Origin of the sequence: Aquimarina macrocephali JAMB N27 (genome assembly GCF_000520995.1) — a bacterium.
GTDB lineage: Bacteria > Bacteroidota > Bacteroidia > Flavobacteriales > Flavobacteriaceae > Aquimarina > Aquimarina macrocephali.
Genome location: NZ_JACA01000012.1, coordinates 15,473 through 39,275, shown reverse-complemented (window position 1 = coordinate 39,275; position 23,803 = coordinate 15,473). Strand labels below are relative to the sequence as shown.

The following is a 23,803-nucleotide window of genomic DNA, read 5'->3' as shown; positions in this document are numbered from 1 at the left end:
ATTTAGAAAATAAAAATCAATCAAAAAATGATACAGATAGAGAACATAAAAAAGAGTTTTAGAACCGAGGAAGTCGAAACTCTGGCATTAAATAATGTAAATCTAAAAGTTGAAGCAGGAGAATTTGTGGCCATAATGGGACCATCGGGTTGTGGGAAATCTACTTTACTCAACATCATTGGTATGTTGGATAATCCTAATGAAGGGTATTATCACTTTAACGGTCATGAAGTAGGCGGATTAAAAGAAAATCAACGTACCAAAATTAGAAAAGGAAATCTTGGATTTGTATTTCAGAGCTTTAATTTGATTGATGAACTTACCGTTTTTGAAAACGTAGAGCTTCCTCTGATTTACCTTAATATAAAAAAGAGCGAGCGGGAGCAAAAAGTAAGACAGGTGCTGGAGCGAATGAAAATCGCACATCGCGAAAAGCATTTCCCACAGCAATTATCAGGAGGACAACAACAGCGAGTAGCTATTGCCAGAGCTGTAGTAACTAATGCTAAGTTAATTCTGGCAGATGAGCCAACAGGAAATCTGGACTCTAAAAATGGTATCGAAGTGATGAACTTACTTACCGAACTTAACCAGGAAGGAACTACCATTGTTATGGTAACACACTCAGACAGAGATTCTCATTATGCTCACAGGGTTATTAATCTGTTTGATGGACAAATTGTGACCGAAAGCCAAAATAAGCCTTTCAAGGTCAATGTGTAATACGCATCAAATAAACTTATTAAAATTAAAGTCATGATAAAATATTTGTACCACTTAGCAATCGCAATATTATTTTTTTGTATCAATCTATGTCAAGGTCAATCAGAAACTATTGCCGTAAAACACTTTGATAAAGTAATTATAAGTCCGCATATCCAAGTAACCTTTGTTCAGGGAGAGAAAGAAAACGTTATGATCAAAAATGCACGTTTGCCGCAAGAAAAGATCAATATCGAAGTTTCAGGAAACACACTTCGTATGTATTTGGATGGAGCTAAAACAACAACCAAAACAGTGAAAACAAACGAAAATGGGTGGGAAAGAAAGAAACCTATTTATAAAGGAACCATGGTAACTGCTGTCATAACATATACCCAGCTCAGAGAACTTTCAATACGAGGAGAAGAAATTATTGAATGTAAAAGTCCAATAGAAAGAGATGATTTTAGATTAAAAATCTATGGAGAATCTAAAATGACAATGAATTCAGTAAAAGTAAACTCATTACGTGTTTCTATTTATGGAGAAAGTTACCTGGAAATTAAAGAGGGTAGTGTAAACGATCAAAAATATACAGTGTATGGTGAAGGAGAGGTAAATACTTTGGGAATGAATAATGAAAATACTAAGATCACTGCATATGGCGAAAGTAATTTTAGAGTAAGAGTTTCAGATCATTTAAAAGTTACTGCTTACGGAGAGGCAACTGTGGCTTATAACGGAAACCCCTCTATAAATAAAGGAATAATTTTAGGAGAAGCAATCATTCAAAAAATGAACTAAGAATTCATCATTCTAATCAAATCCTGAAAATCAAAAAACGACAGTTATGTTTAAAAATCATTTAAAAATTGCCTGGAGAACTCTTCGTAAACGAAAAGTATTTACCTCTATCAATATTTTGGGATTGACCCTTGGTTTTGGATGTGCTATTTTAATTTTTTTATTTGTAACCCACCACCTTCAATATGATAATTTTCATAACAATTCAGATCGAATTTACAGAGTAGTAACTGAAGAGCATCGAGATGATGTTGATTATGAGTCAAGTGTGCCTCCTGGTTTTGCCGGTAGTTTTGAAACAGATTATGATTATGCAGAAAAAGTTTCCAAAATAACGATAAGAGAGCATTGGCAGGTTAATGGTACAGATCATAGATCCAATCAGAGTTTTCACGAAGATATAGTTTTTGCTCAATCTGATTTTTTCGAGATATTAAATTTCCCATTAGTCGAAAAATTAGGAGATCATACGCTGGAAGAACCAAATACAGCTTATATCACTGAAAGCTTTTCTAAAAAAATGTTTGGTAACGAAAGTGCTTTGGGGAAAACATTTGTTTTAGAAAATGAAGAAACTATTCAAGTAATAGGGATATTAAAAGAATTGCCAAAAACAACGGTAATTCAAGGAACAATCTTTCCTTCATTTAAAACTTTAAAGAGTTATGATAACTTTTTATCCAGTAATTCCTGGGGAGGAATTAGTGATGCATTAAAATGTTTTGTGTTACTTCGTCCTAATCAGAATATTGCTGAGATCGAAAATACATTGATCTCATTGGTATCAAAACATCGTCCTAAAAGTAAAAATGTACATCGCTACAAACTACAAGCATTAAGTGACATCCATTTTAATAATAAATATGGAGGAATCAACGTAAGTTTACTTTGGATTTTTGGGTTAATAGGGTTTTTTATCATCGCAGTAGCTTGCATTAATTTTATCAATATTTCTACAGCGCAAGCCTTTACTCGTTCTAAGGAAATAGGGATTAGAAAAGTACTGGGAAGTTTCAGACAACATCTTTTTTGGCAATTCATTTCAGAGACATTTATTATCAGTTTTTTTGCGATGATACTAGGTTTAGTATTTGCTATATTGGTATTGCCAGCATTTAATGAACTTTTTGAATTAGATCTTTCTATATCCTCTTTACTTAATGTTAAAGTAGTTGGATTTGTATTGATGTTGCTGATAGGTGTTTCAATTTTTGCAGGCAGTTATCCCGGAATTATACTGGCACGTATCCTTCCAACTTTGGCGTTAAAAGGAAAACTTACCCAGAAAGATACTGGTGGAAAATTAACTCGAAAAGTATTGGTGACTTCTCAGTTTGCAATTTCTATCATATTTATTGTCGCAACAATTATTATCAGAGAACAAATTAACTATGCAGTAAATGCAGATTTAGGCTTTGATACAGAATCAATAGTAATTGTAGAAATTCCTGAAGATATAGAAACCGTAAAATTAGAAGGTTTAAAAGAACGAATCAATAATCTTTCTGGGGTAAAAAATAATACGGCTTGTTTAACGAGTCCCGGAGCCTCAAGTAATTATTGGGGTACAGGAGTACGATATAATAATAGACCTGAACTTGAAGAATTCTCGATTTCAGCAAAATTAGCGGATAAAGATTACCTTAATACATTTAATCTTAAACTGGTTGCTGGGCGTAATTTTTACCGCACTGATTCGATCTCAGAAGTCGTGGTAAACGAAAAACTTGCTCAGAAATTAGGTCTTGCAAATTCCCAAGAATTAATAGGTAAGCAAGTAGAGTTTAATGGGGCTACAATTAAAGCATCAATTGTAGGAGTAGTTGCCGATTTTCATGATAAGAATTTTCATGAAACAAAGAACCCTATATTCATTGCTCCACAATCTAATGCATATAACGAATTAGCAATTAAAGTTTATAGCCAAAATGCTAAAACTACTTTAGAAGGAATTGAAAGGCTTTGGAAAGAGATTTTTCCAAAATATATCTATGAGTTTGATTTTATGGATGAGCGTGTAGCCCAACAATATCAGGAAGAACAACGCTTTTTACTAATGTCAAAATTATTTTCAGGATTAGCTATTTTTATTAGTTGCCTGGGACTTTATGGATTGATTTCCTTTTTCGTGGCACAAAAAACAAGAGAAATAGGGATTAGAAAAGTATTAGGAGGAAATGTAAGCGATATTTTGTTATTGGTTACACAAGATTTTTTTAAACTTATTTTAATTGCCGGGGCAATTGCTTCTCCTTTAGCATGGTATTTCATGAATAATTGGCTACAAAACTATACATATCGTATAGAAATAAATTGGGGGGTATTTGTCTTATCAATAGCAGGATTACTAGTTATCACTTTAGTTACAATAAGCTATCAGGCTATTAAAGCCGCAACAGCCAATCCGATAAAAAGCTTGCGAACAGAATAAATCATCAAAAAACGACAGGTATGTTAAAAAACTATCTAAAAATCGCTTGGCGAAATTTACTCAGAAATAAGAGTTTCTCGGTATTGAATATTGTTGGACTATCCATAGGTTTGGCTGTTACCGCACTCATTGTAATCTGGATTAATTTTGAAATTGGTATTGATCAATTTCATGATAATAAAGACCGTACTTATCAGGTGTATAATCAATATCCGGTAGATGGTGAAATATGGACTTGGAATTCTACTCCTAAAATTATGGCATCTGTCATAGAAAAAGATTATCCCGAAGTAGAACATATTACAAGAGTAAATTGGGATTCTGAATTTTTATTTGCAAAAGGTAATAAAAGAATAAACGGCATAGGTAAAATTGTTGATCCTGATTTTTTAAAGATATTTAGTTTTCCACTATTAGAGGGTAGTATAGAAACCGTTTTGGATGATGTTAATTCTGTGATTATTACCGAATCTTTTGCCAAAAAAGTATTTGGTGATGAGCAAGCAGTAGGTAAAACGGTTAAGGTAGATAATGCTGATAGTTTTATGGTTACAGGTATTCTAAAGGATTTACCTTCAAATACAGCCTTTGAATTTGATTTTTTAATGCCTTGGGCTTATTTAAAACAACGTGGCTCAGACGATAAATATTGGGGTAATAATTCTGTAGCTACCTATGTGATGCTTAAAAAAGGAGTGGATTACACCTTATTCTCAAAAAAGATAAAAAATTTGAGAAAAAAATATGATAAAGATTCTCCAGAAATGGTCACTTATTTATACCCATTTACACGTTCCTGGTTGTATTCAAATTTCGAAAATGGTGAAGAGATAGGGGGTAGAATCGATATAATTCGAATGTTTGGTATCATAGCTATTATTATTTTGATAATAGCATGTATCAACTTTATGAACCTGAGTACAGCACGCAGCGAAAAACGAGCAAAAGAAGTAGGGGTACGTAAAGTAGTTGGAGCAAGAAGATTAACTCTTGTATGTCAGTTTTTGGGAGAGTCTGTACTGATATCATTCATTGCAGCAGTATTAGCGTTCATATTGGTTTTGGTTGTATTGCCCACCTTTAGCACATTAGTAGAAAAGCCATTATCATTAGATTTGACTAATATTTGGTTCTGGGGATCGACTTTAGGAGTAATATGTTTTACAGGCCTTTTGGCAGGTAGTTATCCCGCATTGTTTCTTTCTGGATTTATGCCTTCTACAGTATTAAAAGGGACTTTTATAAAGTCAAATACAGCCGTTACTCCAAGAAAAATTTTAGTAATTCTTCAATTTTCTGCTGCCATTATACTAATCACCTCTAGTATTATTGTTTCACAACAGCTGAAAAAAGTTCAAGACAGGCAAATGGGTTATGCAAAAAACAATCTGATTTACTCGGTAATACAAGGTGATACAGAAAAAAATTATTCTCTTATAAAAGAAGAACTTCTTGCATCCAATGCTGTTACTTCTATCACAAGAACTAGTTCACCTGTGACAGAGGGTTGGAGTAATAGCTGGAATTTTGAATGGAAGGGGAAAAATGAAGAAAACAAGACTCTTGTTCAAAGATTCTCATCAGATGAGAATATTCAGGAAACTTTAGGAATTGAACTTGTTATTGGGCGTGACTTTGATTTACATAAGTATCCAACAGATTCTACCGCAGCACTCATTAATGAATCTGCAGTAGCACTTATGAATTTTGATGAACCTATTGGTCAGATTGTTAAGGATAATGGAATAGAATGGCACATTGTAGGGGTTGTAAAAGATTTTGTATTGCAATCTCCTTTTCAAAAGATTCAACCAATGGTTATAGAAGGGACTAAGGCTGGGTTTAGTGTAATGCATATAAAACTGAATAAAACTAGCAGTACCTCAGAAAGTCTTGCTATGGTAGAAACTATTTTTAAGAAGTACAATCCAGAATACCCTTTTGAATACGAATTTGTAGACCAGCAATATGCTAAAAAGTTCAATAGCGAGAAAAGAACAGGTCAGCTTGTAAGTATGTTTACATTACTCACTATTTTCATTTCTTGCTTAGGCTTATTTGGTCTTGCCAGTTATATGGCAGAAAACAGAATTAAAGAGATCGGAATTCGTAAAGTTTTAGGAGCATCAGTTAGAAGTATCACTACACTTCTTTCATTAGATTTCATAAAACTAGTTTTAGTTTCTATCGTTTTGGCTGTACCTATTTCCTGGTATTTCATAAATGATTGGTTAGAGGGTTTTGACTACAGAGTAAACATCTCGTGGCAGACATTTGTTTTAGCCGGAATTTTAGCTCTTGTAATAGCATTTGTAACGGTGAGCTATCAAGCTATTAAAGCCGCGACAACCAATCCAATCAAAAGCTTGCGAACAGAATAAATCATCATCAAAAAACCACAGTTATGCTAAAAAATCACTTAAAAATAGCCTGGAGAAGTCTAAAAAAGCAACCTTTTTTTACTTTCCTAAATACATTTGGTCTTGCTATTGGTATGGTAGGAGGACTACTGATTTCATTGTATATCTACGATGAATTGAGTTTTGATAAGATGTTTGCAGATGCTGATCGTATTTATAGGATAAATGTTGATGTAAAATTTGGAGGAAATGCCGAAGAATATGCAGAAGTATCTGCTCCTATGGCCGAAGCCATGAAAAGAGATTATCCACAAGTAGAACTGGCCACCCGATTTAGGAATTTGGGGAGTATGTTTGTAAGAAAAAGTGATACCCAGTTAAATGTAAAAGAAGTTGGAGCAGCTTATGTAGATACAACTTTTTTCGAGATGTTTGGCCTTGATCTGTTGGTAGGAAACCCCAAGACAGCCCTAAAAGAACCTAATACTTTGATCCTAACCAAAACAGCAGCAGAAAAACACTTTGGGATAAATGAAGCTTTAGGGCAAAATGTGATATTAGATAATAGGGATACATATACAGTAGTAGGTGTTATAGATGATATGCCAAAGAACTCTTTCATTAGAAACCACAATGTTTTTATTGCAATGGCAGGAAATGAAGATGCTGCCTCTACCGAATGGGGAAACCATAATTATCCAACTTTTATTAAACTGAGATCGGGAGCAGATATCAAAGATTTTGATACTTTTTTAGAATCTGCATTAAGAGATTATGTAATTCCTGGAGTACAAAAGTATGCACCAGGGATAACAGAAGAACAATTTTTGGCTTCTGGGAATTATCTTAATTTTAGTACTATAGCCTTAACAGATATTCATCTATATTCTAGTAGATATCCAGAATTAAGTGCAAATGGCGATATTCAAAACGTTTATATTCTTTCTTTTATCGCATTATTTTTGATCATTCTGGCAAGTGTTAATTTCATGAACCTATCCACTGCGCACTCTCTTAAGAGGGCAAAAGAAGTAGGGGTTCGTAAAACATTAGGTTCTAATAAATCAGAGCTTATCAGACAGTTTTTGATAGAATCTGGTTTGATTTCTTTTATGTCATTAGTACTAGCCATTATAGCGGCTTCAATTGCAGTTCCTTTTTTTAATGAACTTGCGGGAAAAGAAATTTCCATACCATTTACCAATCCTTTTTTCTGGTTAATTTTGGTGGCTTCGGTACTATTATTAAGTCTTTTTTCGGGTAGTTATCCTGCATTCTTTATGTCAAAATTCAAGCCTATCCAAGCATTGAAAGGTATAACCGAAAATGGTATTGGAGGAGGAAAAATCAGAAATTCCTTGGTTGTTTTTCAGTTTGCTATTTCTGTGTTTTTGATTATAAGTACTCTAGTTGTTTTTCAACAATTAAAATTTATTCAAAACAAGGATTTGGGATTTATAAAAGATCAGGTTTTAATTATAAATGATGTGTATGCTGCCGAAAACAAAATAGCATCTTTTAAAGAAGAAGTACAGCAATTAGCTCAGGTAAAAAAGACATCGGTAAGTGGCTTTTTACCAACACCTTCATTTCGAAGTAATAGTACATTTTATAGAGAAGGGTTAAAAGATGATCATGAAAAAGCAATCAATATGAATGATTGGGATGTTGATTTTGATTATGTATCAACTCTAAATTTAGAAATCATTGCAGGACGTGATTTTAATCGACAATTTAGTACAGATTCAACAGCTATGATCTTGAACGAATCTGCTGTAGCTATCTTAGGAGTAAGACCAGAAGAAGCACTTGGTATGCGATTATCATCGGATTATGATGGAGGTGATGTTATATTTAGAACTGTAGTGGGAGTTGTTAAGGATTTTCATTATGAATCTTTAAGAAGAGATATTGATGCGTTGAGTCTTTCGTTGAACAATAGTCTTGGATCAATGGCAGTAAAGCTTAATGCCGGAGATTTCTCTAATACTATAGCGCAAATTGAAACTATCTGGAATAGAATATCTCCAGGTCAGCCTTTCGATTACTATTTCATGGACGAATCTTTCAATACCACCTATCAGGCAGAACAACGATTAGGGCGAATTTTTATCATATTTACCATTCTATCGATCCTAATTGCTTGCCTTGGGTTATTTGGCCTGGCTGCATTTAATGCAGAAAAACGAACCAAGGAGATAGGTGTTAGAAAGGTGATGGGAGCGAGTGTAAGTCAGATTACATATAGACTTACCATTGATTTTCTTAAACTCGTTGGGATAGCAATATTGGTATCTCTACCATTAGGATGGTTTGCTATGAGTAAATGGTTAGAAGATTTTTCATACCGAATAGAAATTAGTTGGTGGGTATTGATCCTTGCAGCTTTTCTCGCCGTTGGGATTTCGATATTGACTGTGAGCTATCAAAGTATTAAAGCAGCAATTGCCAACCCGGTAAAAAGTTTACGAACAGAATAAATCATCATCAAAAAACGACAGTTATGCTAAAAAATCATTTAAAAATAGCTTGGAGAAATCTCACAAAAAATAAACTTCAGACATGTATAAACCTACTGGGTTTAACTGTGGGTACTGTTTGCTGTTTAAGTATAATAGTATATGTATTTGCTCAATTGGGTTATGATACACATCATGAAGATGCTGAATCTCTTTATAGAATAAGAACTGTAATTACTGGTAACGGTAATGGTGGTGCTGATTTTAATGCAGCTACAAGTTCTCCTCCCATAGCTTTTGCCTTAAAAGAAGATTTTCCAGAAGTAACAGAAGCTTGTCGTATAGTATATTTTGGTGAGGGTAATGATGCGTTATTGAGAGTTCAGGATAGTAAAGAAAGCTATTATGAGTCTCGTGGTTATTTGGCAGATCCTACTTTTTTTAACCTATTTGGCTATTCTTTTAAAGAGGGTAATGCTACAGGTGCACTAACAGACCCTAATACTGTTGTCCTTTCTTCTACATTAGCCAAAAAATTATTCGGAGCTGGAGAAGCCTTACACAAAAATCTGGTTTTAGGCAGTGGTGAGAATGAATTAATTTTGACTATAACAGGAGTTTTTGAGGATAATTCTGCAAAATCTCACCTTAATCCAAATTATATTTTAAGCATGAATTCTCCTGGATTGGGAGAGTTTGTAAGAAATGAACAAAATTTTGCAACCCAGAATTTTGTACATAGTTATGTAAAACTTCTTCCTGGGTCTAATGAGAAGCAACTGCAAGAAAAATTACCTGCATTTTTGCAAAATCGTGGTGCACAAAATTTGGCAGCAGTAGGTTTTGATAAAGCCTTACTATTGCAAAAGGTTAAAGATATTCACCTTTACTCTAAGGGGATCTCTAATCAGATTGATACCGTTTCGAATATTCAATATCTATATTTACTACTTATTCTTGCTCTATTTATCCAGGTAGTAGCATGTATTAACTTCATTAATCTTAGTACGGCACGGGCAAATAAACGTGCCAAAGAAATTGGGGTGAGAAAAGCAGTAGGTGCAAATAGAGGATCCCTAATACGTCAATTTTTAGGAGAATCAATATTACTATCTCTATTTGCTTTGGTGGTAAGTATTCCTATTACAGCTTTAGTATTACCTTTTGTGAATATACTTACCAAGGGAAATATAGACTATACTGCTTTATTTGATTTGAAAATTTTAATGCCTTTACTGGCATTAAGTATACTTAGCGGGTTATTCGCTGGAGCATATCCAGCTTTGATCTTATCTGCTATCAAACCGGTTAAGGTACTTAAAGGCACTATTAATGTATCAAGTGGGAGTGGAAACTTCCGTAAAGCATTAGTTGTCTTTCAGTTTATTGTATCTATTGCCTTAATAGCAGCAGTAATAATAGTGAATAAGCAAGTAGAGTATTCACAAACCAAAGATATGGGATTTGATAAAGAAAATCTTATTGCAATTCGTTTAGGAACCGATGAAGCGATAGGAAAATTTGATGCATTACGATCTCAAGTATCAACAGTATCGGGAGTTACCGATGTTGCAGGTAGTAATCACTATCCATCAGAATATATAATGAATGATTTAGGACTACATCTCCCAGGAGAAAACCCTGTAAATCAGACATTGGTTAAATACAATGGTGTTAGTGATAATTATTTTGAAACTGTAGGAACACCTCTGCTTGTTGGTCGTGATTTACGTACTAATGATAGTACTCAGGTTATCGTTAATAAAGCTACTATTGATGCTTTTAATATTGATATAGATAATGCATTAAGTTCTAAATTGATACAAACGTATGAAGGAGAAACTTCGGTATATGAGATTGTAGGAGTTGTAGCCGATTACCATTTTGCCTCTCTAAAAGAATCAATAGCTCCTATCATGCTTTTCAATGATAATGAACCAGGATGGCTTATCGTTAAAACAGAAACTACAGATTTTAAAACCTTGCTAGCTAATCTTGATCGTAGCTGGACATCAATAAACCCTAGTACACCCTTTGTATACACTTTTGTTGATAAAGAAGTTGGAAAATTATTTGTTGAAGAAAAAAGACTAAGTCGAATATCAATTGTATTTACTTGCTTGGCTATTTTAATTAGTTGTTTAGGTTTATTTGGATTGATTTCTTTTATGGCAGAGCAGAAGAAAAAAGAAATAGGAATTCGAAAAGTATTAGGTGCCAGCGTAGGAACTGTGATCAATATGCTTACCAAAGATTTTGTAAAACTGGTACTCATAGCTTTACTTATAGCTACTCCTCTTGCATATTACTATATGGAAGACTGGTTACAGGGTTTTGCATACAGAATTTCGATTAGTTGGTGGGTTTTTGCCTTAGCTGGCGCTATTACTATGGGTATTACAATATTAACTGTATGCGTACAGGCATTTAAAGCAGCAACCGCTAACCCGGTAAAAAGTTTGCGAACAGAATAAATAATCAAAAAAACGATAGTTATGTTTAAAAACTATATCAAAATCGCTTGGCGAAATCTAAAAAGAAACAAAGGATATTCGGCCGTAAATATCGGTGGACTTACCATAGGTTTATCGGCTGTGATTTTCATGCTTTTTTATATCAATTATGAAAATAGTTATGATGTATTTCATACTGATTATGATAGGGTTTTTAGTGTAGAAAGAACATATGTTAGTGATATCCAAAGTGATATTTGGGATAATACACCGTACTCATTATCAGATGAATTACAAAACTCTATTCCAGAAATTACTAATGCCACAAGTATAAGAACTACCGCAAACTATCTAAGTGTTAATGATGCAATGTATCATGAGAAGAATGGACTATTTGCAGATAATGAGTTTTTAAAACTTTTTAGCCTAAAGTTCGTTGAAGGTGATCAACACAGCTCACTAGAAAATCCAATGAGTATAGTGCTTTCAGAATCATTAGCCAAAAAACTTTCTCCTGATAATAATAGTATAGGAAAAACAGTACGTATTGATAAAAAATATGATTGTGTAGTTACTGGCATATTTGCTGACTATCCTGATAATTCTCATTTAAGGGTTGATTATCTACTTTCTTTTAGCTCGTATGAGACTATTACAAAAAATAAACTCGATGCTGGGTGGGGTGTAAATAATGCATCTGTTTATGTTCAATTAGACAATAATGCAGAAATTGACAAGGTATCAGAAAAAGTAAAAGGATTTTTAACAAATCACCTTACGTTAGAAGATGGAATTCAAGAACTACTTAGTTTAAGACCCATCAGAGATATTTATATGAAAACTTCTAAAGTAAGGGGAGGCGGGGGAAATAGAAGTGAGATTACTATACTATATCTTTTTCTTGCAGTTGTAATTTTCACTGCTTTAATCACCTTGCTAAATTATGTAAATTCATCTACTGCCCAAGTTATGAAGAGAGAATTAGAAATAGGAATCAAAAAGGTTATGGGTAGTACAAAAAGTGATTTAAGATATCAGTTTATTACCGAATCATTGGTTATGGTATCTATTTCTTTTATTATTGCTATAGGTCTGGTACTATTGTTTCTACCACTCTTTAATAAAATTGTCGGAAAGAATTTATCTATTGTTTTTAGTCAGGATTGGCCATTTTTTATATATGCTGCGCTTGGTTCACTTTTTGCAGGTATTTTGGCTGGTCTATACCCTGTTTTCTTTCTTACGTCCTTAAAAATCTCCTCTTTTCTTCAAGGTAATTCATCTATTAAACGGCGTACAGGTTTAAGAAAAACTCTAGTTGTTTTTCAATTGGTTTTAGTGATACCGTTGGTATTTACTTCAATACTTATTATAGAACAGTTTAAATATATAGAGCAACGAGATATTGGGTTTGTAAAAGAAGATTTATTGGTATCGCAGATAGAAGTTACAAACGTTGAAGACAGGGAGGTAATTAAAACGATAGGAGAGCAATTACTACAAAACCCTAATATTCTTAATTATTCTATATCAGATTCAGCTCCATTTGGTGGAGGGAGTCACCAAAGTATGGACTGGGAAGGGAATACATCTAATGGTAAGGCTGTGATTAGGTCGCACAGGGTAGATTATGATTTTTTGAAAACCTACCAAATGACACTAACAGAAGGAAGAGATTTTTCTGAAGAGTATGCTACAGATATCCAAAGTGCATGCATCATAAACCAAACTGCTTTAGAATTGTTCGGATGGGACAATGCCTTGGGTAAGAAAATTGATAATGGGCGTTTAAAAGTAATCGGTGTAGTAAAAGATTTTAATGACTATACAGCATTCAAGAAAATCCCGCCTATGATCCTTTTTATGGATGAAGGTTCTGGTAGTTCATATGTTACCATAAAAGTAGCTCCGGATAAAAGAGCAGAAGCTCGGGTATTGGTCAATACACTTTTTAATAATAATTTTCCAGAAAGCCCTATTGAGTTCAGTTTTTTGGATCATGAACTTGATAGTAGTTTTTTGAATTCACTAAAAGGTACGATCAATATTTTTATTTTTTTCTCGGTGTTGGCTATACTATTGGCAGTACTTGGGTTATATAGTCTGGTATCTTTTTCGTTAAGAACACAGCAGAAAATGATAGCAATACGAAAAGTCCTGGGGGCAAATGTGGAAAGTATTTTTCTAATACTGCTTAAAGAGTATATGATATTATTTTGCATAGCTGCAACACTAGGGCTTATTACAGTTTATTTCATTGCGAATAAAGTGATACATGTTTTTGCATATCATGAAGGCGTCAAATTCATCTATCTAGTTATGGCAGGTTTACTAGCCTTATTTGTGGTGCTTTTTTCGGTGAGCAGCAAAATAATTTCAGCAGTATTGCAGAATCCAATAAAAAGCTTGCGAACAGAATAAAGCATTAACTCGGACTTTATTTGTTTTCATCATCAAAAAATGACAATTATGTTTAAGAACCATTTAAAAATTGCCCAGAGAAGTATCTTAAAAGATAAGATGTTTACTTTCATCAAAATAGGAGGTTTTGCTGTTGGGATTATGGCATGTGTATTAATTGCACTTTTTATCAAAGATGAATTAAGCTATGACAAGCATTATGTTCATGAAAAACAAATTTATAGGGTATATACAGAAGTAATACATAAGGGCGAACTTATTAAATGGACTCATTACCCGGCACCTTTTGCCAAAGCCTTAAAAGAAGATTTTCCTGAAATACAAAAGTCAGGGAGATTTCTTACCAGTGAGCTTTTTGGTACAGGAAACAAAGAGCTTCGAATAGAAGGGGAGTCAGAAAATATTTTTGAAAATGGATTTATTTTTGCAGATCAGGAGTTATTAGAAATCTTAGAAATACCTCTTGCACAAGGAAGTACTAAAAGTGCTTTATCTCAACCAGGAACTATAGTAATCTCTCAAGCCAAAGCTGATAAATATTTTCCTAACGGAGATGCTATTGGCAAAACACTGATTTTAGATAATAATACAGAGAAACCTTATAAAATAACTGGTGTAATGAAAGATTCACCAGAAAACACACATTTTGAGTATAACTTTCTAATGACAATGGTAGGAAGAGGTTTTTATCCTTATGAAAAACATAACTGGGGTGCGCAGAACTATCATACCTATATTTTGGTAAATGATAATACTAACATACAAGAATTAGAACAAAAAATGTTCTCCATTGTTGAAGACTATATGATCCCTACCGCTAGAGAATCTAACAGGCTTGATAAAGTTGATTTTTTAAAAAGCTATAAATTCAAACTACAGCCCGTAAGCGATATCCATTTAAAATCAATAGATATTAGTGATGGATTAAAACATGGTGATATTCGTTTTGTATGGTTGTTTGGTGCCATTGCAGTATTTATTCTGCTATTGGCATGTGTTAACTTTATCAACCTATCTACAGCCAAATCAGCGAATCGCGCTAAAGAAGTGGGGTTACGAAAAACCGTGGGAGCTTTTAGGAGTAATTTAATTACTCAATTTATAACAGAATCAGTCCTGTTTAGTATCGTCTCATTTGTTTTGGGGGTGTTACTGGCATGGGTATTACTCCCATATTTTAATACAATTGCTTCAAAAGCATTGGTCGTACCATGGGGGCAATGGTGGTTTTTACCCATACTATTACTTTCGGCATTATGTATTGGGATTCTAGCCGGACTATACCCTGCCTTTTACCTCTCTGCTTTTAAGCCAGTGAGCGTATTGAAAGGAAGTTTGAGTACAGGTAGTAAAAGTGGTAAACTAAGAAGTGGCCTGGTTATTTTTCAATTTACTACATCTATTATCCTTATCATCGGAACACTAATCATATACCAACAGGTGAATTATATTTTGAACAAAAAACTAGGTTATGATAAAGAACAGGTTCTGATTGTTCAAGGCACGAAAAGTTTAGGGAATAAGACACAAAACTTTAAAGATCGACTATTAAAATTATCCGAAGTAAAACAAGTTTCTGTTAGTGATTATTTACCTATCGAAGGAACCAAACGAAACGGAAATACCTTTAAAGAAAAAGGCAAAGAAAATGATGGAATAGCCGTTCCTTCACAAATTTGGGAAGTAGACCATGATTACATCAACACTTTGGATATACGTATAAAAAAAGGACGAGATTTTTCTAGAGAATTAGCTTCAGATTCTACCGATGCTATAGTCATTAATGAGATCATGGCTAGGGATTTTGGTTTTGAGAATCCTTTAGGGAAAGAAATAACTAATGGAAGACAATCCTGGACTGTAATTGGGGTAGTAGAAGATTTTCATTTTGAAACCTTAAAAGATGACATTCAACCTTTGGCAATGACTATAAGTAATAGCCCAGGGATGATTTCTGTACGTTTAGGCACAGATAATATAAATCAAGTATTAAAATCAATTACCTCGATTTGGGATGAAAGCGTTCCTAATCAATCTTTTAGATATAGCTTTCTAAATCAGGATTTTTCTAAAATGCATGAAGATGTACAACGTATGGGTAAAATCTTCATCAGTTTTGCTTTGTTTGCAATCCTTGTAGCGTGCTTAGGTTTATTTGCTCTTTCAGCTTTTATGGTAGAGCAACGTAAAAAAGAGATTAGTATCCGCCTGGTTTTAGGAGCTCCTTTTAAAAGTATATATAAATTATTGACATTAGATTTTTTAAAACTGATTATAATTTCAATAGCTATTGCCATTCCTATTGGTTGGTATATGATGAGCCGATGGCTAGAGGATTTTGCATATCGTATTAACATTGGTTGGGGAATATTTTTAGTAGCAGGAACCCTGGCAATAGCAGTAGCGATTCTAACCATAAGCTATCAATCTATCGGGGCAGCATTTATTAAACCGTTAAAAAGCTTACGAACAGAATAATCATAAAATCTTGCAGAGTTGCTGAATCAAATGTGGCACATACCTGCGAGATCTAAATAGAAATATATATCATGCACACTTTATATTTTAAAATAGCAATTAGATATCTTTTAAAGAATAAACTCTATTCCTTTATTAATATTTTGGGATTAGCCATTGGAGTTGCTTCTTTTATTTTGATTATGGTTTATGTGAATTATGAACGTAGCTATGACACTTTTGAGGGATCAGAAAATGTATACCGAGTATATATGGATGCTCTGGAAGGTGATGTTTTTGAAGCTTCGGATGCGCAAACCGCCAATCTTATTGGCCCTACCTTAAAACAAGAATTCCCTGAAGTGATAGAACAGGTACGTCTTTATCGTTTTGATAAGGTGACTTTTAAATATGATGGAAAAATCATTGAAGAATCCAAAGGTGCCATGGCAGATGAAACCTATTTTGAAGTATTTAATTATCCCCTTTTAAAAGGAGATAAAAAAAATGTGCTAAAAGAACCCAATACTATTGTACTTACAGAATCTTTTGCTAAAAAAATATTTGGAGCGCAAAACCCAATACAAAAGACATTATTAGGCTTTCATGTAGGAGAAGAAGTATTATTAACGGTAACTGGAGTTTTAAAAGATATTCCCGAAAATACTCATATGAAAACCAATTTCCTGATTTCTTTGGATACTTATGCGACCTGGTTTGCATCAGATGCAGAAAAAAAATTAAACTGGGGACATTGTAATTTTTATACGTATCTAAAAATAGATGAAAATGTAGATAAGGATCTTCTGAAAAGTAAAGTGATTGCTAGTGACTTTGAGGACGATGAAGATGAAAGGTACAATATAGAACCTCTAGAAGATATCCACCTGTATTCTAATAAACCTTATGAAGCCGAAACTAATGGTAGTATCAGCAGGATAAAGTTTCTAACGACCATAGCTTTTATAGTACTGTTATTATCATGGCTTAATTATATCAATTTATCCACCACCAAATCCTTGGAGCGTGCCAAGGAAGTTGGTGTTCGTAAGGTTGCCGGGGCACAACGTATACAACTTATTTTGCAATCGTTAACAGAATCGATTGTTCTAAACGGTATCGCAATTGCCATAGCAATTATACTTGCCCTAAGTATGCTTTCAATCTATAACAATGTTACAGGTAAAGAATTGGTTATACAGAATTCTACTATTATAGAGCTATTGCCTATTATTAGTTTTATTGTAATTGGGATGATCCTAACAGGACTATATCCTGCTATTTTACTAAGCGGATATTCACCTTCAAAAGCATTAAAAGGAAAGATACGTGCTTCTGCTAGTGGATTGAATATTAGAAAAGGATTGATCGTTATGCAATTTCTAGCCACTATTGTTTTGCTTATTGGTACGATAGTCATTACCAAACAAATAGATTTTATGCAAAAACAACCGATCGGTGTAGAATTGAATCAAACTATTTCTTTTCATGGTGAATTTTTAAGCAATATATCAGATTCCCTGGCTAGAAATAAATGTAAAATCCTTGAAACAGAGCTGCAAAAATTCCCTTTTGTAGAGAGTACAGCAAGAACTCAGACGTATCCTGGGGACGGTTATCATAATTTATCAGGATTCATAGGACTGAAATACCCCAACGGAACAGAGGATAGCAAAAAAGTATTTTACAAATATGCAGCAGACAGTAATTATCTTGATGTATTAGACATTCAATTTCTTGCCGGAAACAATTTTATAAACAATCCCAAAGGAAATAGCAATACTGTTATAATTAATGAAGCTTGTATGCGCGAAATAGAAGTTTTTAACCCAAATGAAGCTATCAATAAAACCATAAACTTTTTTGGAAGAGACTGGGTGATTTCTGGGGTTATTGAAAATTACCATCATTTCGGATTAAAAAAAGAGATACATCCTATGATTATTCTACATGGCAATAGCAGTGATAATTTATTAGTAAAATTTGATGAGACTATTGCTTCTGCTTCAGGATACAACAAAGCGATTACCCAGATAGAAGAAAAATGGAAGCAAATACTGCCACAAAGAACTTTTGATTATACATTTTTGGACAAAAAGTTTGAAGCCCAATATAATGATGATAAAGAATTTAGTGCTGCTTTTAGGATATTTACTCTTCTGGCAATATTTATTGCCGCGTTAGGCTTATTTGGGTTAACATCTTATACCTGTGTACAGCGTAAAAAAGAAATTGGGATTAGAAAAGTAAACGGAGCAAGTATTTTCAAGATTCTAAAACTACTAAACATTGATTTTATCAAATGGGTAGGGATTGCGTTTATAATTGCGATTCCCATAGCCTGGTATACGATGAATTCCTGGTTAGAAAACTTTGCGTTAAAGACAAATCTTAGCTGGTGGATATTTGTACTCGCAGGAATAATGGCACTTGGTATTACATTACTTACAGTAAGTTGGCAAAGTTTTATGGCGGCCAATGGAAATCCTGTTGATGTACTAAGAGATGAATAGTAAATGATTCTGAATCAATCAAGAAATAAATTAATATGTTAAAAAACCATATAAAAGTAGCGTGGAGAACACTTTTGAAACACAAAAGCTTGTTTACAATTAATATTTTGGGTCTAGCTATAGGAATTGCTACCGCCCTTATTATATTCCTTTTTGTAGTAGACGAATTAAGTTATGATCGCTACCATAAAAAAGCAGATCAGATTGTTAGAGTTGTGCTAAAAGGCAAGATGAATGGTGAATTAATAAAAGAAGCCGTTACACCCGGTCCTGTTGCATATACATTACAAGAGGAATTTCCAGAAGTTTTACAGGCAACTCGTATTAAATCAAACGGAACCCCACAGATTACCCATAAAAACAACACATTTAGAGATCAAAAGTTTGCGTATGTAGATCCTAATTTTTTTCAGGTATTTACATTACCACTCATTAAAGGAGATCCTGCTACAGCACTACTAGAACCTAATACTATTGTTATTACTCAAAAATTAGCATCAAAGTATTTTGGAAATGAAAACCCTCTGGGAAAAATATTAGAGTTTAAAGAATGGGATCAACACTATAAGGTCACAGGAGTAATTAACGAGATTCCTGCAAATTCTCACTTTCATTTTGACGCTTTTGGATCTATGAAGGGATTTGCAGATGCAAAAGAACTTAAATGGATAGAATCTGGTTACCATAGTTATCTTCTTCTTGATAAACGTGTGGATTATAGAAATGTAGAAGAAAAATTACCAAAAATTGTTCATAAATACATGGGTCCGCAGATAAAAAAATCTATGGGGATGACTTTCGAAGAGTTTAATGGAAAAGGTAATGATATTGGACTATTTCTACAACCTTTGACCGATATTCATCTTCATTCTGATTTTGCAGATGCTACCAATCTCAAACCTGGAGGTGACATCAAAACAGTATATATTTTTGGTGCAATAGCGATATTTATATTAATAATAGGGTGTATAAACTTTATGAACCTTTCTACCGCTGCAGCATCAAAAAGAGCTAAAGAAGTAGGAGTGAAAAAAGTACTTGGATCACCAAAAAGCCAATTAATTAAACAGTTTTTGATAGAATCTTTTATCGCAACGATGATTGCTATGGTATTGGCATTAATTCTGGTTATGATTTCATTACCATTATTTAATGACCTATCCGGAAAAACATTAGAAGTAACTTATATTCTTGACCCTAAGGTTTTGATGTACTTGTTACTATTAGGAATCGGTATTAGTTTTCTGGCAGGAAGCTATCCAGCTTTTTTTCTCTCTTCATTTACCCCAATAGCTGCTCTAAAAAGCAAATTTACCAATACTGGTAATAGTAAAGGATTAAGAAGTGGACTGGTCATTTTTCAGTTTACTATATCGGTGGGTCTTATCTTGGCTACCATAGTGGTAGATCAACAGATGTCTTTCATTCAAAATAAAGATATAGGTTATGAAAAAGATCAAATATTGGTATTAAGGGATTCCTGGATGTTAGGAAATAATGAAGCAGTATTTAAGGAACAATTATTTAAAGACCCCAGAGTATCCAATATTACAATGTCTGGTCATATCCCTGCGGGACCGTCTTATAATCATATGTCAAGCATTTATCCAGGTCAGGATTCTGATGCGATTAGAAGAACTGTTGTGTATAATATTGATGAACACTATATCCCGACAATGGGAATGCAGTTAATTGCTGGAAGAAATTTTGCCAAAGGAGAAGGATCAGAAACCACCGATTTGATTATTAATGAAACGTCTGCACGGATTTTGGGCTTTACTGGCAATGCGATTGGTCAGGCCGTAACGATGTCTATTGATAATGAGGGAGGTACAAGACAGTATTCGGTGATTGGGGTAGTAAAAGATTTTCATTTTAAATCATTACATAAAACTATAGATCCTCTTATTATGATTAATGAACCGAGTTCGGGGCTAATTGTCAGGGCAAAGACTTCAGATATAGAAGGATTAATTGCTAATGCAGAAGATATGTGGGACGATTTTAAAGTAAACGAACCTTTTAATTATGGTTTACTCGATGAATTATACAATCAAACCTATCTAAAAGAACAAAAAATGGGAACCATTCTTAGAGTATTTGCTCTACTTACCATTTTTGTAGCATGTTTGGGATTATTTGGTCTGGTAACCTTTACTGCCGAACAACGATTTAAAGAGATCGGAATCCGTAAGGTGTTGGGCTCTACCGTGCCTCAAATCATAAAAATGCTTTCGGCCGATTTTATGAAACTGGTATGTATATCATTTTTGATAGCATTTCCTCTTGGGTTTTATGTCATGAATACATGGCTTCAGGATTTTGCATATCGTATTCAAATACAGTGGTGGATATTTGTTCTGGCAGGCTGCTTAACGCTGTTAATTGCATTTATGACCATAGGTTGGAAAAGCTTTAGGGCAGCATCAATGAACCCTATAAAAAGTTTAAGAACTGAATAAATAAAAAGTAATGATCAAAAACTATATCAAAATAGCATGGAGAAATGCTATTCGACAAAAACAATTTACTATTCTTAATATACTTGGGCTTAGTATCGGGATAGGAACATGTTTTATCATTGGATTATATATTCATAGTGAAATGACCTATGATACTTTTCATGACAAAGCAGATCGTATTTATAGAGTTAACCAGCCTAATATTTGGGGTGATTGGAATGAGATATCTTCGGCTACAGGCCCCAATGTGGCTATCGCATTAAGAGAAGATGCTCCAGAGTTTGAAGAAGTAACCAGACTTTTAAGGACGGGTACACAGATCGTACGATCCAAACATAATGAAGAAGCAAGTTTATATAGCGAAGAACAATACTTTGCTGCCGAAGAAAACTTTTTTAACGTATTTTCTTTTAAATTTTTACAAGGTGATTCTAATACAGCGCTTAGTGAACCTATGAGTATGGTGATGACAAAAAAAACAGCAGAACGTTATTTTGGCACAGAAAACCCAATAGGAAAAACAATAGAAGTAAAAGATTATGATAACTCCTGGAAAACCTATACCGTAAAAGGAGTACTTGATGATGTTCCTTATAAATCACATATTCAATTTGATATGTTGGTTTCTTTAAAAAGCCATTCCGAAATGATGCAAATGAATGGTTGGAAATGGATTTGGACAGCATTTTCGACTTATGGATTAGTGAAAGAAGGAACAAATATAGCAGCGTTTTCCGAAAAAATTCAGGCTATCCCACCAAAATGGGCACCGCCTACAACAGAACGTATTTTTAATCAAACGTTTAAAGAATTTACTGCGGGACACGACTGGACATTATACCTGCAACCTCTTAGAGAAATATACCTATCTGAAGCGCCTTCTGCTCATTCCTTTGGACCAACAGGAAACCCAATGTTTGTTAGAATATTCGGAGCCATAGGTGTTCTGGTACTTATCTTATCCAGTATCAATTTCATGAACCTCTCCACAGCAAGATCATCAAAGAGAGCAAAAGAAATAGGTGTGAGAAAAGTTTTAGGATCCAAACGAAAAGCACTAATCAAACAGTTTGTTTTAGAATCTACACTCTTCGTTTTGATAGGTACTGTTTTTGCCTTAATACTCGTACAACTTTCTTTGGGGGTATTTAGCACTATGGCAGATGTGCAACTCGAACTGATTCCGTATTTAGGGAACCCAATATTTCTGGCAATTGTACTATTATTTATATTAGGATTGGGCTTAATCTCAGGAAGCTACCCTGCGTTTTATCTTTCAATGTTTCAACCCATAGAAACCCTTAAAGGAAAAGTAAGCACAAAATTTAAAGGAAAAGGAATTAGAAATGGATTAGTTGTCTTTCAGTTTACTATTTCTATTGCTCTGGTGATTTGTACTTTATTCGTACAAAAGCAATTGGCATATACTTCCTCTTTACATTTAGGATTCGAGAAAGATAATATTCTACAAATTCATAATATCGAGCAGATCGGTTTTGATACCGAAGCACTTAAAACAAAACTGATATCAAATCCAGCTTTCTCAAAAGTCGGAAAATCATTTGGGCTTCCGCCAAATATATGGTCTGGAGACCGATACAAAACGTTGGGAGCTAATGACCAGGTAGCTCAACTTAGAAATGTAAGAACAGAAGAAGATTATCTCGATGTATTGGGAGTAGAATTTGTTGCCGGGAGAAATTTTGATTCGTCCCGACCTACAGATAAATACAAAGTAATATTAAATGAAAAAGCGGTTAAAACCTTGGGGTGGGGAAATAAGGAGTCTTATAATGCAGATTCCCCTATTGGAAAAATACTGGCTTTAGCCTCTGGAAGTGAAGATCAATTTGAAGTCATGGGCGTAGTTAAAGATTTTAATATTAATAGTGTACAAGAAGAAATAGCACCATTGGTCATTATCCATCATCAAAACGATAAGGTTTGGGATTATGGGGCTGGATTATCCTATTATTCGATGAGACTTAATCCTGTAGTGGTTAAAAACCCTGATGACCTTCAAATGTTGATCGAAAGTATTAAAGAAGATATAGCACAGATAGATCCTTCGGTGCCATTTGAATATAGTTTTATGGATCAGGATTTTGAAAACACTTTTGTATCAGAACATAGAATGGGTATCATACTTAGTGTATTTACCATTATGGCATTACTTATAGCTTGTCTTGGATTATTTGGCCTGGCTGCTTTTACTGCAGAGCAACGTATCAAAGAATTAAGTATTAGAAAAGTATTAGGTGCCAAGGTATCAGAGTTAGCTTTTTTATTCTCTTCAGAATTTACAAAACTGGTTCTTATTTCTGTTATCCTTGCTTCGCCCATAGCTTATTTTTTGGTAAATGAGTGGCTCAAAGATTTTGCATATAGAACCCCAATAGATAGTTGGGTGTTTATAGTGGCAGCGATAAGTGCATTTATAATTACGTTGGCAACAGTAAGTTTTCAAACGATTAAAGCAGCATCATCTAATCCAGTTAAAAATTTAAGAGCAGAATAAAATTATTTCGGATCTCATCGGTTTTAAAAACCGAGATCTATTTTAAAAATTGATAAATAGAAAATAAATCTGATTAAAAAACTGGGTATCTAAAAAGAATAATTAAAACGTCATGGTAAACAAAACAAAGTATTCTATCGACTGATTCTTAAAAATATAGATTACTTTGTATGTTGTAAAAACGAAAAACGAGATTTTTTTGGATACCCATTTTAAACCCGGA

At 33.8% G+C, this 23,803-nt stretch carries 11 protein-coding genes; all 11 read left to right on the top strand.

All coding sequences use genetic code 11. The features are described 5' to 3' along the window. Positions 1–27 precede the first annotated feature (27 nt). Positions 28–723 (top strand): ABC transporter ATP-binding protein, encoded by a 696-nt coding sequence (locus tag Z054_RS0108435; protein ID WP_024769638.1) that lies wholly within the window; start codon positions 28–30, stop codon positions 721–723. 33 nt (positions 724–756) lie between these two features. Beyond that, positions 757–1,506, top strand: coding sequence for a head GIN domain-containing protein (locus Z054_RS0108430; RefSeq protein ID WP_035091144.1), 750 nt, complete (start codon positions 757–759; stop codon positions 1,504–1,506). A 46-nt stretch (positions 1,507–1,552) separates the two neighbouring features. Beyond that, the gene (locus tag Z054_RS0108425; RefSeq protein ID WP_024769636.1) at positions 1,553–3,937 is read left to right on the top strand and encodes an ABC transporter permease; all 2,385 of its coding nucleotides are present in this window, start codon (positions 1,553–1,555) and stop codon (positions 3,935–3,937) included. A 20-nt stretch (positions 3,938–3,957) separates the two neighbouring features. Continuing rightward, positions 3,958–6,318, top strand: coding sequence for an ABC transporter permease (locus Z054_RS0108420; RefSeq protein ID WP_024769635.1), 2,361 nt, complete (start codon positions 3,958–3,960; stop codon positions 6,316–6,318). A gap of 23 nt (positions 6,319–6,341) precedes the next feature. After that, on the top strand, positions 6,342–8,777 hold the full coding sequence (locus tag Z054_RS0108415) for an ABC transporter permease (RefSeq protein WP_024769634.1): 2,436 nt from the start codon (positions 6,342–6,344) through the stop codon (positions 8,775–8,777). 23 nt (positions 8,778–8,800) lie between these two features. Next, entirely contained in the window at positions 8,801–11,230 is a 2,430-nt protein-coding gene (locus Z054_RS0108410; RefSeq protein ID WP_024769633.1) for an FtsX-like permease family protein, read from the top strand. Positions 11,231–11,251: 21 nt separating this feature from the next. After that, the gene (locus Z054_RS0108405; RefSeq protein ID WP_024769632.1) at positions 11,252–13,630 is read left to right on the top strand and encodes an ABC transporter permease; all 2,379 of its coding nucleotides are present in this window, start codon (positions 11,252–11,254) and stop codon (positions 13,628–13,630) included. 48 nt (positions 13,631–13,678) lie between these two features. Continuing rightward, positions 13,679–16,108, top strand: a complete 2,430-nt coding sequence (locus tag Z054_RS0108400; RefSeq protein WP_024769631.1) for an ABC transporter permease — start codon at positions 13,679–13,681, stop codon at positions 16,106–16,108. Positions 16,109–16,179: 71 nt separating this feature from the next. Then, positions 16,180–18,600: an ABC transporter permease gene (locus Z054_RS0108395; RefSeq protein WP_024769630.1), complete on the top strand. Its 2,421-nt coding sequence runs from the start codon at positions 16,180–16,182 to the stop codon at positions 18,598–18,600. A gap of 35 nt (positions 18,601–18,635) precedes the next feature. Then, a complete protein-coding gene (locus tag Z054_RS0108390; protein WP_024769629.1) occupies positions 18,636–21,062 on the top strand; it encodes an ABC transporter permease in 2,427 nt (808 codons plus the stop codon). A gap of 10 nt (positions 21,063–21,072) precedes the next feature. Continuing rightward, complete coding sequence (locus tag Z054_RS0108385) at positions 21,073–23,580, top strand: ABC transporter permease (RefSeq protein WP_024769628.1); 2,508 nt, start codon at positions 21,073–21,075, stop codon at positions 23,578–23,580. Positions 23,581–23,803: the final 223 nt, after the last annotated feature.